The following is a 15,574-nucleotide window of genomic DNA, read 5'->3' on the forward strand; positions in this document are numbered from 1 at the left end:
CACGCCTGGGCGCGGGGTCGCGCCGTCGCCATGGTACGCAGCATCCAGCCCGTGAGGGCCGCGCTGCCTGCCCGGACTGAATCGACGCTCCAAAAGCAAAGAGCCCGCAATGTTGCGGGCTCTTTGCTTTTGAGCACCTGTGGCTCGCCTTACTCGCTGGCAGCCGCCGGTTCGGCAGCGGAAGCCTCTGACTTCTTCATCTTCTTTTTCTTCGGTTTCTTCACGTGCTTTTCGGTGGGCGCCGAATACGACGTCGCCGGGCTCGCCTGCTCCGGCGCGGCCGGCTGGGCGAACGACGGCTGCGCAAGCGCCGCGACGCCGAAGGCGGTCAACATCAACATCAGCTTCTTCATACGATTTCTCCGTCGAGGTTGCTTCGATTTTGCGTTTTAAGGATTGGCTGATGATCAAGCCGGCGCGGCCTTGCCGCATGTGGCCGGGTGTCATGCAGACGATACCGGGTCTTGCCGGGCCATCTTACAAAGCCGAAAAATCGTGCGCGCGTAATCTTCATCTTGCCGGATGGCGTATGTCGGGCGACGACAACAGGGGAGCCCGACGCGAGAAAGCGCGCCGCCCGCGGCGGCGCGCCGTACGGCTTAGAGCTGCGGCGCGAGCGCGCGGCGGGCGTCCTCGTCGGAGAGCGACATCCGCTTTGCATAGTCGGCGAGCTGGTCCTGGCCGATCTTGCCCACCGAGAAATAGGTGCTGTCCGGGTGCGCGAGATAGAAGCCCGAAACGCTGGCGGCCGGCAGCATGGCAAGCGACTCCGTCACGCTCATGCCGACCTCGCCCGCTTGCAGGAAGTCGAACATGTCGCGCTTCACGAGGTGATCCGGGCAGGCCGGGTAGCCGGGAGCCGGGCGAATGCCCGCGTACTTTTCGGCGATCAGCGCGTCGTTGTCGAGCGTTTCGCTGGCCGCGTAGCCCCACAGGTCGCGGCGCACGCGTGCGTGCAGCGCTTCGGCGAACGCTTCCGCGAAGCGGTCCGCGAGCGCCTTGAGCATGATCGCGCTGTAGTCGTCGTGGTCCTTCTCGAACTGCGCTTCCTTCACGTCCACGCCGATGCCGGCCGTCACCGCGAACATGCCGATGTAGTCCGCCACGCCCGAGTCCTTCGGCGCGATGAAGTCGGCGAGCGAGCGGTTCGGACGCATGACGCCGTCCACCACCGGGCGCACCGACTGCTGGCGCAGGTTGCGCCACGTGAGTGCGACTTCGCTGCGCGATTCGTCGGTGTAGATCTCGATATCGTCGTCGTTCACCGTGTTCGCGGGCAACAGCGCGATCACGCCGTTGGCCGTGAGCCAGCGGCCCTGAATCAGGCGTGCAAGCATCGACTTCGCGTCGGAAAACACGCGGCGCGCCGACTCGCCCACGATCTCGTCGTTGAGGATCTGCGGATAGGGACCCGCGAGGTCCCACGTCTGGAAGAACGGCCCCCAGTCGATGTACTTCGCGAGCTCGTTCAAGTCGAAGTTCCTGAACACGCGGCGGCCGATGAACTTCGGCTTCACGGGCTGGAAATTCGCCCAGTCGATCTTCGTCTTGTTCGCGCGCGCTTCTTCGAGCGTCACGAGCGGCGTGGCCTTCTTGTTGGCGTGCTGGTCGCGAATGCGCTCGTAGTCGGCCTTGAGTTCGTCGAGGTACTTCGCCGCGCCTTCGTCCGAAAGCAGGCTCGACGCCACCGAAACCGAACGTGAGGCATCCGGCACGTACACGACCGGACCTTCGTAGTGCGGCGCGATCTTCACGGCCGTATGCACGCGCGAGGTGGTCGCGCCGCCGATCAGCAGCGGAATCTTCCTGATGCGGAAGTAGTCGTCGCGCTGCATTTCGCTCGCCACATAAGCCATTTCCTCGAGCGACGGCGTGATGAGCCCCGAGAGGCCGACGATATCCGCGCCTTCGACCTTGGCCTTCGCGAGGATCTCGTTGCACGGGACCATCACGCCCATGTTGACCACTTCGAAGTTATTGCACTGGAGCACCACCGACACGATGTTCTTGCCGATGTCGTGCACGTCGCCCTTCACCGTTGCGATAACGATCTTGCCCTTCGCGCGCACGTCGGCGCCCGATTCCGCGAGCAGGCGCTTTTCTTCCTCGATGAACGGAATCAGGTGGGCCACGGCCTGCTTCATCACGCGCGCCGATTTCACGACCTGCGGCAGGAACATCTTGCCCTGGCCGAACAGGTCGCCGACGACGTTCATGCCGTCCATGAGCGGGCCTTCGATCACGTTGATCGGCCGGCCGCCGGCGCCCATGATCTTTACGCGCGCTTCTTCGGTGTCCTCGACAATGAAGTTCGTGATGCCGTGCACGAGCGCATGCGCGAGGCGCTTTTCCACGGACTGGTTGCGCCACTCGAGGTTCTCTTCCTTCTTCGCGGCACCGGTCTTGAACTTGTCGGCGATTTCCAGCAAGCGGTCGGTGGCATCGTCGCGGCGGTTGAGCACGACGTCTTCCACGCGCTCGCGCAACTCGGCGTCGAGGTCGGCGTACACGCCGAGCTGGCCCGCGTTCACGATGCCCATGTCCATACCCGCCTGAATGGCGTGGTAGAGGAACACAGTGTGGATCGCCTCGCGCACCGGGTCGTTGCCGCGGAACGAGAACGACACGTTCGACACGCCGCCGCTGATCTTCGCGTAGGGCAGGTTCTGCTTGATCCAGCGCGTGGCTTCGATGAAGTCCACCGCGTAGTTGTTGTGCTCCTCGATGCCCGTAGCGACCGCGAAGATGTTCGGGTCGAAGATGATGTCCTCGGGCGGGAAGCCCACTTCGTTCACGAGGATGTCGTAGGAGCGCTTGCAGATCTCGGTCTTGCGCGTGAACGTGTCGGCCTGGCCCTGCTCGTCGAACGCCATCACCACGCTCGCCGCGCCATAGCGGCGAATCAGCTTCGCGTGATGCACGAACTGCTCCTTGCCTTCCTTGAGCGAGATCGAGTTGACGATGGCCTTGCCCTGCACGCACTGCAGGCCCGCCTCGATGACGTCCCACTTCGACGAGTCGATCATGATCGGCACGCGCGCGATGTCGGGCTCGGAGGCGATGAGGTTCATGAAGCGCACCATCGCCGCCTTCGAGTCGAGCATGGCTTCGTCCATGTTGACGTCGATGACCTGCGCGCCGTTTTCGACCTGCTGGCGCGCAACCGCGAGCGCCTCGTCGAACTGGCCGTTGAGAATCATCCGCGCGAAAGCCTTCGAGCCGGTCACGTTGGTGCGCTCGCCCACGTTGATGAACAGCGTGCCTTCGGTCACGTTGAAGGGTTCGAGGCCGGAAAGGCGCAGGGTATGGTCAGTCATGGCGTGGGACCGGATCGTATGGGGTTGGAGCGGGACTCGGAAGCCGCGATCGAATCTGCCTTCAGGTGGCTTCTGGTGGCTTCGGGTGGCTTCAGGCGGCTTCGCGATACTGGCCGGGCCAGCGGCGCGGCTTGACCCCGGCGAGCGCCCTGGCAATGGCCGCGATGTGCTCGGGCGTCGTGCCGCAGCAGCCGCCCGCCACGTTGACGAGACCGGCGCTCGCGAATTCCTTGAGCAGTGTCGAGGTATCGGCGGGCGTTTCGTCGAAGCCCGTGTCGCTCATCGGGTTGGGCAGGCCCGCATTCGGATAGCACGAGACGTAGGTGTCGCAGAGCTTCGCAAGCTCGGCGATGTACGGGCGCATGAGCGCCGCGCCCAGCGCGCAGTTCAGGCCGAACGTGAGCGGCCTCGCGTGGCGCAGCGAGTTCCAGAACGCTTCGACGGTCTGGCCCGAGAGAATGCGGCCCGAGGCGTCGGTGACGGTGCCCGAGATCATGATCGGCAGATTCTCGCCCGTGTCTTCGAAGAGCTGGTCGAGTGCGAACAGCGCGGCCTTGGCGTTGAGCGTGTCGAAGATCGTCTCGACGAGGAACAGGTCGCAGCCGCCTTCCATGAGCGCCTTCGCCTGCTCGTAGTACGCACGGCGCAGTTCTTCGAACGTCACGTTGCGCGCGCCCGGGTCGTTCACGTCGGGCGAAATGCTTGCCGTTTTCGGCGTCGGCCCGATCGCGCCCGCGGCGAAGCGCGGCTTGTCCGGCGTCGAATACTTGTCGCACGCGGCGCGCGCGAGCTTCGCCGACTCGACGTTCATCTCGATGGCGAGGTCGCCCATGCCGTAATCGTCCTGGGCCACCGTGGTCGCGCCGAACGTGTTGGTCTCGATGATGTCCGCCCCCGCCGCGAGATACTGCTCGTGAATCTCGCTGATGATCTGCGGCTGCGTGAGCGAGAGCAGTTCGTTGTTGCCCTTGATGTCGCGCGGGTAGTCCTTGAAGCGTTCGCCGCCGTTACCTCCGCCTTTACCTCGATAGGCGGCTTCGTCGAGCTTGTAGCGCTGGATCATCGTGCCCATCGCGCCGTCGAGGATCACGATACGCGAGGCGAGCAGCGCGGGAAGCGCTGCGCCGCGCGTGTATCTGGCGTCCCCGGCGGGGCGCGAGGCAAGGGCTGCGGGCTGGTTCATGAATCGCGGGCGGGCGTGGTGCCGGTTGAACTGGGAACCCCACATTGTAGCCGCTGCGGCAACACCGCGCTGCGGGGCGTCGCGCGCGGGCAGCCGCTGCGGCGCCTGCCGGACAGCCGCAAGGGACGGCCAAAAGAAAACCCCGCCCGGCATGCCGGACGGGGTTTCGTGTGAAGGACGCTGCGCGTTGAGTGCCGCGGGGTGCGCTAGCGTCAGTGAAGCACGACGGGTTGCTGCATGAGGCTGTCGAACTGTCCGAGGAATTCGTCGACTTCGTCGAGCGACTGGTCCTCGTCCATCAGCTTTTGCACGTCTTCGCGAAAACGTGCCGCCATCGCGCCGTCGATGAAGATCTCGCGGCGCGCGTTCTTGTCGACGATCTCGTAGCCGCCTGCGCGCATCGCGCTGTGGCCGTCCTGCGGTGGGAACTCGACGACGCAATAGTTGGGACTGTTGTAGATCATTTGCATGGCGACACTCCTTTTTCCTGTGCTCCCTGACCTTCTCAGGTCAGTACATGGAGCGTTCGTTCTGGAATTCAAGGGGTGGGTCCCGCATCACCTCTTATGTGGACTGCTCTCCCTTTTTACTTCACTTATCGACTGCGTCTGCTGCCACTGCCATGATGCTTTTGCTTTGAACTATTACTTCGAACTGCTTAGACCAACTGCTTGAGAAACGTTTCGAGCAACGCGGTGAAACGGTGCGACTCCTCTACCGGGGCCAGATGGGCGGCATCGAGCACCACGAAGTGCGACCCTTCTATCGCTTCTGCAAGGGCCTGCGTCACGGCCATCGGCGTGCCGCTGTCGTGGCGGCCCGCCACTGCGAGCGTCGGCACGCGCAGTTGCGCGAGCCTGTTTTGCACGTCGAAATCGCGTAACGCCTCGCAGGCCATCGCATAGCCTTCTGCAGGGGTCCGTAATAAAACGTCACAAATTTGCTCGACAGTCGGCGCATGCGTGTGCCGGAAGTCGGCGGTGAACCAGCGGGCCATCGTCGCATCGACGAGCGCCCCGAGACCCTCGCTGCGTGCCGTGGCGGCACGCTCGTTCCATGTTTCGCGCGCTTGTGGCGGCGTATGGCTCGCCGTATCGCAAAGCGTGAGCGTCGTCACGCGTTCGGGGTAGTCGAGTGTGAACTGCTGCGCGATCATGCCGCCCATCGACATGCCGACGAGATGCGCATGCTCGATGCCGGTTGCGTCGAAAAGCGCATCGAGGTCGGCGGCGAGATCGGCGAAGCCGAACGGCTCGCTCGCGACGGCGCTCGCGCCGTGGCCGCGCACGTCATAGCGCAGCACGCTGTGACGATGGCGGAAATGTCCGGCGAGCGTGTCCCACACCTGAAGGTCGCCGCCCAGTTGATGAATGAACGCCAGCGCCGGCCCACCGCTCCTGTCGTCGAAGACATAGTGCGTATCGATGCCGTTGACAGTCACTTGCATGGGTTCCTCCTTCGCCTTCCAGGCTGGGAGTCAAGCCGTTTGCGAGGTACTGCATGCACGCGATGCTGGTGGAGCAATCCGCGCGCCTGAGGCGCGCAGACAATGCGCGATGCGATGTTCGTTAGCTTGTGTGTCGCGTCCCTGTTTGCTGCGCTCTTTATTGTGTCGTGCCGATTGGGTCCGTCGTATGCAGCGTTGTTTCGGTTTGTTCGTGCCGGTCCCTTCGTTGAGCCGTTCGCCAGGCCGTTTATTGGTCCGTTCGTTGAGCCGTTCGTCAGGCCGTTTCCTGGTTCGCTGTTTGCGCGCGTTGTCGTGCTGCCGTGTTTCGTCTGCTTGTTCTTTGGCCCTTCGTGGTGCGCGCGATGCGGTGCGATCCTTGACGCGTGGCTCGATTCCAGTATGCGCTATTTCGTGAATTCGTGTTGTGAAGCGGGGCGTCCGGATCGAGCGGTGCGTGCGCTTGCGCGCTCAGGGATGCTCGGGCGCCGGGCCCGGCGAAGCGGCTGAGGGTGGCGCGTCGCCGGTGGTCGGTTGCGGCGGCGATTCCGTTGGCGTTTCTGTCTGCATATTGGCGGGTGGCGCCGGCTGCGTCGACGGTTGCGGTTGCGACGCCGCCGGCGCAGAAGCCGGCGCAGTTTCCGGTGTTGCGGATTGCGCCGATGTTGTGTCGGGTACGGCGTTGGGCGCCGTGGCGGTCGCGGGCGTTGCGGAGCCGGGTGCCGGCGCACTCGCATTCGAGGTCTCCGGCACCGTGAGCGCACCCCGCCACACGAGTTCGAACTGGTTGCCGTTCGGTTCGGTTTGCACGAGGCGCACGGGCAACCAGCCGAGCGAGGGCGCGAGCCACACGTCGATGCGCCGCTTGTCGCCCTCGCGGCGCGGCAGCCGCATGAAATGGCGCGCCGTGACGTAGCCATGATCCGTGCTCACGGTTTCGTCGCCGATCGTGGTGACGGGCCACGTTTCGCCGCTGTCGTTGTCCGCGACATAGAACTCGCGCGTGACGCCCGGCTTGTACGCGTCGGGGTCGCCGCGCACGAGGCTCGCGAGCTGCATCACCATGCTGAAGCGGTCCTGCGCGCCATCGGGCAGCGCGAGCGAGTTGGGCGTGCGCGTGAACACGATCTGCTTGTCGGTGCGGTTGAAAATCGTCACATCCGAAGGGCGATGGCCGCGCTTTTCGATGTACTGATCGGGTGCCAGGCCGAAGGCGTCCACGCGGCCCTTGCTCGTCCAGCTGAACTCGCCGACGAAAGGCAGGGGCACCCGCACGACCATCTCGTAGCGTTGCCCGTCGCTTGTCCAGTGGATCGTGCCGGGCTGATTGCGCACGCCGTTGTAGAACGTGTCGTACTGCAGTTCGCCCGATGGGGGCACCGAGAACTTCAGACCATGCGAGGCCTGCGTGGCTTGGGCCGAGGGTTGCTTGCCATTGCCGGGCGCGGTGCTAGCCGTTCCGCTGGCGCCAGCGCTCTCGCTGGCAGGCGTTGCCGCTGCGGGCGCGGACGCCGCCTGCGTATCCGGCGGTGCGGCCGGGGCTTTGGGGTGCGGTTTTGGCGGCGTCACGGCGTGCAGCGTATGCGGCTCGGCGCGCGGCTTGGGCGCGGGTTTGGGCGCGGCATGGGCAGGCGCCGCAGCGGGACCCGCGGGCTTTGCCTCGCGCTCGATGCGCTCGGGCTTGAGGAGCGCCACTTGCACCGGCACGCGCACGTGCGCAACAGGCGGCGGCGCGCCGTGATGCCGCTCGAACCATTCGGCCGCCAGCCAATGGAGCGCCGTGACCGCGACGAACACGCCGACCCAGCGCCACGCGCGCATGCGCTGCGGCGTGCGTGATTCTGCGTCGAGGCGGCGCGCCTCGCGCGGGGCGGCTGGAGTGGACATCGGCGGTTCGCGGGGTATCGGTCGTACGTTAATGTGGCACAACCCGCCGGGTGCTTGCAGAAAGGCAAACGCGCGCGAGCGGGGTCACATGTGTGCCGGCTGCTGTACACGGGCCTCAGCGCGGCGTTGGACTGTACCCCAATTCGTACGACAGTTTTTCGGCGCACGCGCGCAGCGCGGTATCCACGGCGCCATTCCAGGCGATATCGAATGCGCCTTCGTGACCGAGCGCGATGAGCCCGAGCGCGAGTTCGCCGCTCGCGTCGAACACGGGCGTGCAGAACGCGTGGATGGTCGGCAGCAACATGCCTTCCACGCGGGCCGCACCATGCTCGCGAACTTCTGCTAGCGCCTGTTCGAGCGCCTGCGCCGTACGCGGCGTCGAGCCGTACGAGTAGTGCTGCGCGCCCGCGAGTTCACGCTCGATCATCGGGGCCGTCTTGCTGCGCGGCAGGTAGGCGGCGAATAACAGGCCCGTGGCGGAACTGAGCATCGGCATGACGTCGCCGAGCTTGAGCGACGCTTTCGCGGGGTGGCTCGACTCCAGCCAGTGCACGACGGTCGGCCCCTGGTTGCCCCATACGGCGATGCCCACGGTGATGTCGAGCGCGTCGCGCAGTTCGGTGAGCGCGAGCCGCGCGAGCTTGACGCCGTCCACGCGCGCGAGGCGCGCCAGTCCGAGCTGCAACGCGAAGCCGCCTAGTTCGTAGCGCCCCGAAAGCGGGTCCTGGGCGACCACGCCGAGGCGCATGAAGCTCACGAGATAGCGGTGCGCCTTCGCCGGGCTCATGCCCGCGCGCTGCGCGAGGTCGCGCAGCATCATCGCGCGCGGCTCGCTCGCGAGCACTTCGAGCAGGCGAAAACCCACTTCGATCGACTGGATGCCCGAGCGCAGTTTTTCTTCCCCGGCTTCAGCGCCTTCCGAAGCTTCGGCGGTGTCGAGGGTGTCGGCGCGGTCTTGGGCGCTCGTGGCGTCTGGGGCGCTCGCGCGCGGCGAGGCGGATCGGACGGTTGGCGGCATGGATGCGTTGTGGTGTTCAAACGGACGGCGGCTGTACGGCAACTGTACGGCAACTGAGGGCATGAGGCGCGCCCGCTTGGGGCACGCCGATTCACCATCGTAGAATACATTTCCCTTATCGTCACTCACGTCTGATTTCATGAAACTTGCCACGTTGAAGGACGGCACCCGCGACGGGCAGCTGATCGTCGTTTCCCGCGACCTGCGCAGCGCCGCCATCGCCGACGCGATCGCGCCCACGCTGCAGCGCGTGCTCGACGACTGGCGCTTCTATGCGCCGCAGCTTGCCGAGCTGTACGACGCGCTCAACTACGGGCGCGCGCGCAATGCGTTCAGCTTCGACGCGCGCGATTGCATGGCGCCGCTGCCGCGCGCGTACCAATGGGCGGATGGCTCGTCGTACGTGAACCACGTCGAACTCGTGCGCCGCGCGCGCGGCGCCGAGATGCCCGCGGAATTCTGGACCGACCCGCTCATGTATCAGGGCGGCAGCGACGACTTCATCGGGCCGTGCGACGACATCGTGTGCGCGTCCGAGGCATTCGGCATCGACTTCGAGGCCGAAGTGGCCGTCGTGACCGGCGACGTGCCGATGGGCGCGAGCCCCGACGAAGCGCTGCGGGCCGTGCGGCTCGTCACGCTCGTCAACGACGTCTCGCTGCGCAACCTCATTCCCGCGGAACTCGCGAAGGGCTTCGGCTTTTTCCAGAGCAAGCCGGCCAGCGCGTTCGCGCCGGTGATGGTCACGCCCGACGAACTCGGCGAGCACTGGCGCGAAGGACGCGTGCACCTGCCGATGATCGTGCACTGGAACGGCAAAAAAGTCGGCCAGCCCGACGCCGGCACGGACATGGTGTTCCACTTTGGCCAGCTGATCGCTCACGCTGCGAAAACGCGCAATCTGCGCGCGGGCGCCATCGTGGGTTCGGGCACGGTCTCGAACAAGGACGCGAAGCGCGGCTACTGCTGCATTGCCGAGAAGCGCTGCCTCGAAATGATCGAAAGCGGACAGGCGAGCACCGGATTCATGAAGTTCGGCGACAGCGTGAAGATCGAGATGCTCGACGAAGCGGGCAAGTCGATTTTCGGCGCGATCGACCAGGCTGTGGCGCCGCTCCACGGCGAGCCATGACAGCCGGGCGCTGAAGGGTTTCGCCGGATGCCGCGCGCCACGCGTGCGGCTACACTGGCGAACATCCTTTTTTCTGCGAGGGGCTGTATCGGCCGCATTGATGAGCCGCACTGCCATCGCTATCACGTAATCAGCAATCCGAAGCAAAGGAGGCCCGCCCATGAACGATCCTTTTTACGCCCGCTATCACGCCCTGCGCGTGCGGCGGCACGAGCACGGCATCGTCGAGATCGTGATGAGCGGGGAGGGCACGAACAAGAGTTCGCTGGCGACCGCCGACGCCGACATGCACCGCGAACTCGCGGAGATCTGGCGCGACGTGGACCGCGATCCCGACGCGCGCGTCGCCGTGATCCGAGGCGAGGGCAAGGGCTTTTCGGCGGGCGGCGACCTGCAGCTCGTCGAGGACATGGCCACCCATTTCGACGTGCGCGCGCGCGTTTGGCGCGAGGCGCGCGACCTCGTCTACAACGTGATCAACTGCGGCAAGCCGATCGTCTCGGCCATGCATGGTCCGGCGGTGGGCGCGGGACTCGTCGCGGGACTGCTGGCCGACATTTCCATTGCCGCGAAAACGGCGCGCATCATCGATGGCCATACGCGCCTCGGCGTCGCGGCGGGCGACCACGCGGCGATCGTGTGGCCGCTGTTGTGCGGCATGGCGAAGGCGAAGTACTACCTGCTGCTGTGCGAACCGGTGAGCGGCGAGGAGGCGGAGCGCATCGGCCTCGTCTCGCTCGCCGTGGACGAAAACGATTTGCTGCCGAAGGCGTTCGAAGTGGGCAAGCGCCTCGCCAACGGTTCGCAGACCGCGGTGCGCTGGACCAAGTACGCGCTCAACAACTGGCTGCGCATGGCGGGTCCGAACTTCGACACGTCGCTTGCGCTCGAATTCATGGGCTTTGCGGGGCCCGACGTGCGCGAGGGCGTGCAGTCGCTGCGCGAGCGGCGCGCGCCGCAGTTTCCGGGCGGCGATCCGTTCTGATGCATTCTGGTTCGTGCTTTGTGCCGATTTCTGGTTTGACGCGCGCTATCATCGAAGAGATCGTTTCGCGGCGCCCACGCGCGCGCATTTGACCACCTATCTAAGCGAGGGAGTACCGCATGACCGACTCAGCAGGCACCGTGCCGCCGTTCCCGGGCTTTCCTGGCTTTCCGCCCGCCGAAATGCTCGACCAGATGTGGGGGATGATGCGCCTCACGCCGTTTGGCAGCGCGTTTCCAGGCAACTTCGCGGGCGGCGAGCCGGGCGTGGCGCAAGCCTTCGGTCCGCCGCTTTCGATGATGACAGACATGATGACGCCGCTCACCAACATCGAGGAGCTCGACAAGCGCATCACCGATCTGCGCGCCGTCGAGCAATGGCTCAAGCTCAATCTCGGCATGTTGCAGTCCGCCATCCAGGCACTCGAAGTGCAGCGCGCCACGCTCTCCACGCTGCGTGCGTTCGGCGCGTTCGCCCAGGCGCAGATGACCCCGACGCACGCCGAGTCCGAAGCGCCGGGAGCGGGCGCCGCGCGCGAGCGGGCAGCCGAGGCCGCGAACGCGGGCACCGCGCCCGAGGGCGCGCCGTCGGCGCCGGCGGGCTTCGATGCGGGTTCGTGGTGGAATCTTGTGCAGGCGCAGTTCAACCAGCTCGCGCAATTCGCGATGGCGCAGCCCGCCGCCGCGGCGCAGGCCGCGCAAGCGGCTGCCGCAGCGGTGAGCGAGGCGCAGGCGAAGACCGAAGCCGCGGGGGCCAAACGCAGCAGCACCGCCAGACGGAGCAGCGGCAATACCAGTAGCGGCAATGGCAACAGCGGCGGCGCGGGCCGCAGCGCGCCGCGCGGCGCGAAGAAGGCGCCGGCGCAGCCGGAATAAGGCGCGCGCGTCGCGTTACGAAGAAGCGTCCCGCAGGACGCAACGGAAAGGCGACTGCGGGACAACAGCAGGGCAAAAGCGGCACAACTTCGGGGAGCGTCGGCATCATGCGGCTTGCGCTCGTGATGATGGGCGGCGGCGCGCGCGCGGCCTACCAGGCCGGCGCCTTGCGCGCGCTTGCCGAGCTGGCCAGCGAGGCCGAGCCGGCGCGCCGCGCCATGCCCTTCACGGTGATCTGCGGCACCTCGGCAGGGGCAATCAACGCCACCTCGATCGCGAGCCACGCCGACGAGTTCGCGCACGGCGCGGCGCGCCTCGTCGGCGTCTGGTCGGATATGCGCGCAAGCCAGATTTATCGCACCGACTGGCCCGGCGTCGCGGCTGCGGGCGCGCGCTGGCTCGCCGCGCTCGCGTTCGGCTGGGCGGCATCGAGCGTAGGCGCGCACGCCGCGCCGCGCACCTTGTTCGACAGCACGCCGCTCGCGCGGATGCTCCCGCACGCGCTCAATTTCCATCGCATCGAGCAGATGCTCGACGAGCGGCGGCTCTACGCGCTCGCCGTCACGGCGCTCAGCTACTCGTCGGGACGGCACGTCACGTTCTACCAGGCGTGCGAGCCGATCAGTGCGTGGCGGCGCGCGCAACGCACCGCGCGCATGGTCGCGCTCACGCCCGCGCATCTGCTTGCCTCGGCGGCGATTCCGTTCGTGTTCCCCGCCGTGCGTCTCGAACTCGACGGCCGCCACGAATACTTCGGCGACGGTTCGATCCGGCAGATTGCGCCGCTTTCGCCCGCCATCCACTTCGGAGCGCAGCGCATCGTCGTGCTGGGCGCCGCAGCGCCCACGCCGGAAGTGCCCGCGGCGCGCCCCGACATCGACCGCTATCCGACGCTCGCCCAGATCGGCCAGCAGGTGCTCGCGAGCGTGTTCCTCGACTCGCTCGGCGCCGATATCGAGCGCATCGAGCACGTGAACCGCATGGTGCTGCAGCTGCCGCACACGGTGGAGCCGGAAAGCGGCTGGCGTCATATCGAGGTGCTCGCGATCGCGCCGAGCGAGCGGATCGAGCTGATCGCCGCACGCCATTTGCAGCAGTTGCCGCGTTCGGTGCGCATGCTGCTGGGCGCGATGGGCGGCAACCGCGCTTCGGGCGCGGCGTTCGCGAGTTATTTGCTGTTCGAGCGTGAATTCACGCGTGAGTTGATCGAACTGGGTTACCGCGACACGCTCGCGCAAAGTGATGTTCTTTTGACTTGGCTCAAAGCTCCGGCAGGCGGCGCGAGCAACGATTTTGGGGCGCGTCGGAACTGAAACACCGGCATGCTATTATTGTGTAAGGTTTTTCTGGTCGTTTGTGGAGTTGCGGGCGGCGTCGCGGCGCTTCGCCACGCGGGTTCCACGGCCTTGACGGGCGGGATGTCTGCCCAATGAAAAATCAGCCAGCAAGGTGTGTCATAAGAACGTCGAACGTGGGGCGCGAGAGTGCGGCATTGTGTCGCGTAAGCCCGCGACGGCGGCTCGCATGCCTCGCGGGTATCGGTGGTGATCAGCGGTATCAGGCGGCCGGGTTCGAGGAACGGAACAGCTACCCAGAATCCACGACGGCGCCTTCATTCCGGTTGGCTGGATTGTCGTGGGGCGACGCGCGTTGCGTTCGCCGGTCTGCGATTGCGTCCAGAGGGCCGGATACCGCGTAAAATTAAATGCTTTTTGCCTGCGCGGCCGCGTTGTATGCGGGCATGCGGCACGCTACAAATTCGTCATGCGCGCGTTTTGCGCAGATCAGGGGCGGGACTATGAACACGATGCTTTATCCGGAACTTTACAAATCGCTCGAATCGGTCCGTTGGGACATGGAAAAGGACATTCCCTGGGACAAGTTCGATGCGTCGCTCCTGACCGATGAGCAGGCCGCGACCATCAAGATGAACGCGATCACCGAATGGTCGGCGCTGCCGGCCACGGAAATGTTCCTGCGCGACAACCACCACGACAGCGACTTTTCCGCGTTCATGAGCGTGTGGTTCTTCGAGGAGCAAAAGCATTCGCTCGTGCTCATGGAATACCTGCGCCGCTTCAAGCCGGAAATGGTGCCGACCGAAGAAGAGCTGCACGCCGTGCGCTTCGAGTTCGATCCGGCGCCGCCTCTCGAAACGCTCATGCTGCACTTCTGCGGCGAAATCCGCCTGAACCACTGGTACCGCCGCGCCGCCGAATGGCACACGGAGCCGGTCATCAAGGCCATCTACGAAACGATTTCGCGCGACGAAGCGCGCCACGGCGGCGCCTATCTGCGCTACATGAAGAAAGCGCTCAACAATTTCGGCGACGTCGCGCGTGCGGCGTTTGCGAAGATCGGCGTGCTGATGGCTTCCGCGCGCCGCACAGAAAAGCCGCTGCACCCGACGAACCTGCACGTGAACCAGGCGCTGTTCCCGCGCGACACCGTGCAGTCGCGCCTGCCCGATCCGGAATGGCTCGAGCGCTGGCTCGACGAGCAGATCCGCTTCGACGACGGCTGGGAAAAGAAGGTGATCGAGCGCATTCTGCACAACCTCTCGATCCTGTTCGAGCGCACGTTCAGTACGGCACAGGAACTGAACCGCTATCGCAAGGAAGTGGTGCAGCGCCTGCAGGCCGAGCAAGGTACGCAACAGCCGGCCTGACGCGCCGGGACATCTCGCGTGCGCGCCTTGTGGCGCGCCGCGACCGGGACGGCCCGAAGCGCTTCTCGCGTGACGGGCCGTTTTCATTGGCGCGTGGATCGCGTGTCGATAGTTTGCTCAACGCGGCGTGCACACTGTGAACCGCGCCCATTTTCTTATCCGAGCCTCATTCCATGCCCGCTTCCTTCGAACGCAAGATCACGACCCGCGAGGCGCTCGCGCAACTGCGCGCCTCGCTGCCCGGCCCCGTGGTGTTCACCAATGGCGTTTTCGACATCCTGCACCGCGGGCACGTCACCTATCTCGCCGATGCGAAGGCGCTGGGCGCCACGCTGATCGTCGGCGTGAATAGTGACGCTTCGGTGAAGATGCTCGGCAAGGGCGACGACCGCCCCATCAACAACGAGAACGACCGCATGGCGCTGCTGGCGGCGCTGGAGAGCGTGGACTGGGTCGTGCAGTTCGGCGAGCCGACGCCCGTCGCGTTGATCGGGGCCTTGCGTCCAGACATTCTCGTGAAGGGCGGCGACTACGATATGGACGCGCTGCCCGAGTCGGCGCTGGTGCGCGGCTGGGGCGGGCGGGCGCTTGCGATCGCCTTCGAGCACGACCGCTCCACGACGAAGCTGCTGCAGAAAGTGCGCGCGCAGGAAGGATCGAAGTAAGGTCGGACGCAAGTCCGCAAGTCCGCACGCGCGGCGGACGATGCAAAACCGGCGGCAGGCCGGGGTGCCCGAGGCTTGGGCGCGCCCGGCCTGCCGCCGGTCGTCGTTGACGCGCCGCCTACTGCCTTATTGCGACAGGGTGGACGCTTGCACTGCCGGGTCCGCCACCGGGCCGCCGACGGTCGGCACGTCTGCCGATTCGGAGGGTCGGATCGCCTTCACCACGAGCCGCTCGGGGTGGATCTGCCGGTTCAGGTGCTGGGTTTCGCGCGTACCCGACGAGGGCGTCGGGCCGAACACGCCGCCAATGGCCGCAAAGGCCAGCCCGTTGGCGAGAATCAGAATGGCGATCAGCCAGCGCAGCATCGTGTGAAGCTCCTTCGAAATCCTTCGTTCA

The 15,574-nt window shown here is 65.8% G+C and carries 14 protein-coding genes; 6 read left to right on the top strand and 8 right to left on the bottom strand.

What is annotated here, in order from left to right; all coding sequences use genetic code 11:
- Positions 1–149: 149 nt before the first annotated feature.
- The 7 genes from BHE01S_RS15840 to BHE01S_RS15870 all read right to left on the bottom strand — a co-directional run bounded on the left by BHE01S_RS15840 (position 150) and on the right by BHE01S_RS15870 (position 8,852).
- Positions 150–353, bottom strand: a complete 204-nt coding sequence (locus BHE01S_RS15840; protein WP_028201768.1) for a hypothetical protein — start codon at positions 351–353, stop codon at positions 150–152.
- A 246-nt stretch (positions 354–599) separates the two neighbouring features.
- Positions 600–3,332 (bottom strand): methionine synthase, encoded by a 2,733-nt coding sequence (gene metH / locus BHE01S_RS15845; RefSeq protein WP_281177757.1) that lies wholly within the window; start codon positions 3,330–3,332, stop codon positions 600–602.
- Positions 3,333–3,408: 76 nt separating this feature from the next.
- Entirely contained in the window at positions 3,409–4,500 is a 1,092-nt protein-coding gene (locus tag BHE01S_RS15850) for a homocysteine S-methyltransferase family protein (protein ID WP_042265635.1), read from the bottom strand.
- 212 nt (positions 4,501–4,712) lie between these two features.
- Positions 4,713–4,970, bottom strand: coding sequence for a BTH_I0359 family protein (locus BHE01S_RS15855; protein WP_042265636.1), 258 nt, complete (start codon positions 4,968–4,970; stop codon positions 4,713–4,715).
- Between the two features lie 188 nt (positions 4,971–5,158).
- Positions 5,159–5,947 carry a 3-oxoadipate enol-lactonase gene (gene pcaD, locus BHE01S_RS15860; RefSeq protein WP_042265637.1) on the bottom strand — a complete coding sequence of 263 codons (789 nt, stop codon included), beginning with the start codon at positions 5,945–5,947 and terminating at the stop codon, positions 5,159–5,161.
- Positions 5,948–6,415: 468 nt separating this feature from the next.
- Positions 6,416–7,765 carry a DUF3108 domain-containing protein gene (locus tag BHE01S_RS15865; RefSeq protein ID WP_407669523.1) on the bottom strand — a complete coding sequence of 450 codons (1,350 nt, stop codon included), beginning with the start codon at positions 7,763–7,765 and terminating at the stop codon, positions 6,416–6,418.
- 181 nt (positions 7,766–7,946) lie between these two features.
- Positions 7,947–8,852: an IclR family transcriptional regulator gene (locus BHE01S_RS15870; RefSeq protein WP_042265638.1), complete on the bottom strand. Its 906-nt coding sequence runs from the start codon at positions 8,850–8,852 to the stop codon at positions 7,947–7,949.
- A 139-nt stretch (positions 8,853–8,991) separates the two neighbouring features.
- Between BHE01S_RS15870 and BHE01S_RS15875 the strand changes: the two genes are divergently transcribed.
- The 6 genes from BHE01S_RS15875 to rfaE2 all read left to right on the top strand — a co-directional run bounded on the left by BHE01S_RS15875 (position 8,992) and on the right by rfaE2 (position 15,177).
- The gene (locus tag BHE01S_RS15875) at positions 8,992–9,984 is read left to right on the top strand and encodes a fumarylacetoacetate hydrolase family protein (RefSeq protein WP_042265639.1); all 993 of its coding nucleotides are present in this window, start codon (positions 8,992–8,994) and stop codon (positions 9,982–9,984) included.
- Between the two features lie 160 nt (positions 9,985–10,144).
- Positions 10,145–10,969 carry an enoyl-CoA hydratase/isomerase family protein gene (locus tag BHE01S_RS15880; protein ID WP_042265640.1) on the top strand — a complete coding sequence of 275 codons (825 nt, stop codon included), beginning with the start codon at positions 10,145–10,147 and terminating at the stop codon, positions 10,967–10,969.
- Positions 10,970–11,088: 119 nt separating this feature from the next.
- Positions 11,089–11,844: a PhaM family polyhydroxyalkanoate granule multifunctional regulatory protein gene (locus tag BHE01S_RS15885; RefSeq protein ID WP_042265642.1), complete on the top strand. Its 756-nt coding sequence runs from the start codon at positions 11,089–11,091 to the stop codon at positions 11,842–11,844.
- Between the two features lie 107 nt (positions 11,845–11,951).
- Positions 11,952–13,157: a patatin-like phospholipase family protein gene (locus BHE01S_RS15890; RefSeq protein ID WP_042265643.1), complete on the top strand. Its 1,206-nt coding sequence runs from the start codon at positions 11,952–11,954 to the stop codon at positions 13,155–13,157.
- Positions 13,158–13,642: 485 nt separating this feature from the next.
- On the top strand, positions 13,643–14,512 hold the full coding sequence (locus BHE01S_RS15895; protein WP_042265644.1) for a ferritin family protein: 870 nt from the start codon (positions 13,643–13,645) through the stop codon (positions 14,510–14,512).
- 173 nt (positions 14,513–14,685) lie between these two features.
- Positions 14,686–15,177, top strand: a complete 492-nt coding sequence (rfaE2, locus tag BHE01S_RS15900) for a D-glycero-beta-D-manno-heptose 1-phosphate adenylyltransferase (RefSeq protein ID WP_042265645.1) — start codon at positions 14,686–14,688, stop codon at positions 15,175–15,177.
- A gap of 126 nt (positions 15,178–15,303) precedes the next feature.
- Here the strand turns inward: rfaE2 and BHE01S_RS15905 are convergent, their stop codons facing one another.
- The gene (locus tag BHE01S_RS15905) at positions 15,304–15,543 is read right to left on the bottom strand and encodes a hypothetical protein (RefSeq protein WP_042265646.1); all 240 of its coding nucleotides are present in this window, start codon (positions 15,541–15,543) and stop codon (positions 15,304–15,306) included.
- Positions 15,544–15,574: the final 31 nt, after the last annotated feature.

The organism is Paraburkholderia heleia NBRC 101817 (assembly GCF_000739775.1).
Classification (GTDB): Bacteria; Pseudomonadota; Gammaproteobacteria; order Burkholderiales; family Burkholderiaceae; genus Paraburkholderia; species Paraburkholderia heleia.

Excerpts from the sequence above, each read along its gene's own strand:
- BHE01S_RS15885 (WP_042265642.1), top strand. The coding sequence starts at position 11,089 with ATGACCGACTCAGCAGGCACCGTGCCGCCGTTCCCGGGCTTTCCTGGC.
- BHE01S_RS15840 (WP_028201768.1), bottom strand. The coding sequence starts at position 353 with ATGAAGAAGCTGATGTTGATGTTGACCGCCTTCGGCGTCGCGGCGCTT.
- BHE01S_RS15870 (WP_042265638.1), bottom strand. The coding sequence starts at position 8,852 with ATGCCGCCAACCGTCCGATCCGCCTCGCCGCGCGCGAGCGCCCCAGAC.
- BHE01S_RS15850 (WP_042265635.1), bottom strand. The coding sequence starts at position 4,500 with ATGAACCAGCCCGCAGCCCTTGCCTCGCGCCCCGCCGGGGACGCCAGA.
- BHE01S_RS15880 (WP_042265640.1), top strand. The coding sequence starts at position 10,145 with ATGAACGATCCTTTTTACGCCCGCTATCACGCCCTGCGCGTGCGGCGG.
- BHE01S_RS15905 (WP_042265646.1), bottom strand. The coding sequence starts at position 15,543 with ATGCTGCGCTGGCTGATCGCCATTCTGATTCTCGCCAACGGGCTGGCC.
- rfaE2 (WP_042265645.1), top strand. The coding sequence starts at position 14,686 with ATGCCCGCTTCCTTCGAACGCAAGATCACGACCCGCGAGGCGCTCGCG.
- pcaD (WP_042265637.1), bottom strand. The coding sequence starts at position 5,947 with ATGCAAGTGACTGTCAACGGCATCGATACGCACTATGTCTTCGACGAC.
- BHE01S_RS15865 (WP_407669523.1), bottom strand. The coding sequence starts at position 7,765 with ATGCGCGCGTGGCGCTGGGTCGGCGTGTTCGTCGCGGTCACGGCGCTC.
- BHE01S_RS15895 (WP_042265644.1), top strand. The coding sequence starts at position 13,643 with ATGAACACGATGCTTTATCCGGAACTTTACAAATCGCTCGAATCGGTC.
- BHE01S_RS15855 (WP_042265636.1), bottom strand. The coding sequence starts at position 4,970 with ATGCAAATGATCTACAACAGTCCCAACTATTGCGTCGTCGAGTTCCCA.
- BHE01S_RS15890 (WP_042265643.1), top strand. The coding sequence starts at position 11,952 with ATGCGGCTTGCGCTCGTGATGATGGGCGGCGGCGCGCGCGCGGCCTAC.
- BHE01S_RS15875 (WP_042265639.1), top strand. The coding sequence starts at position 8,992 with ATGAAACTTGCCACGTTGAAGGACGGCACCCGCGACGGGCAGCTGATC.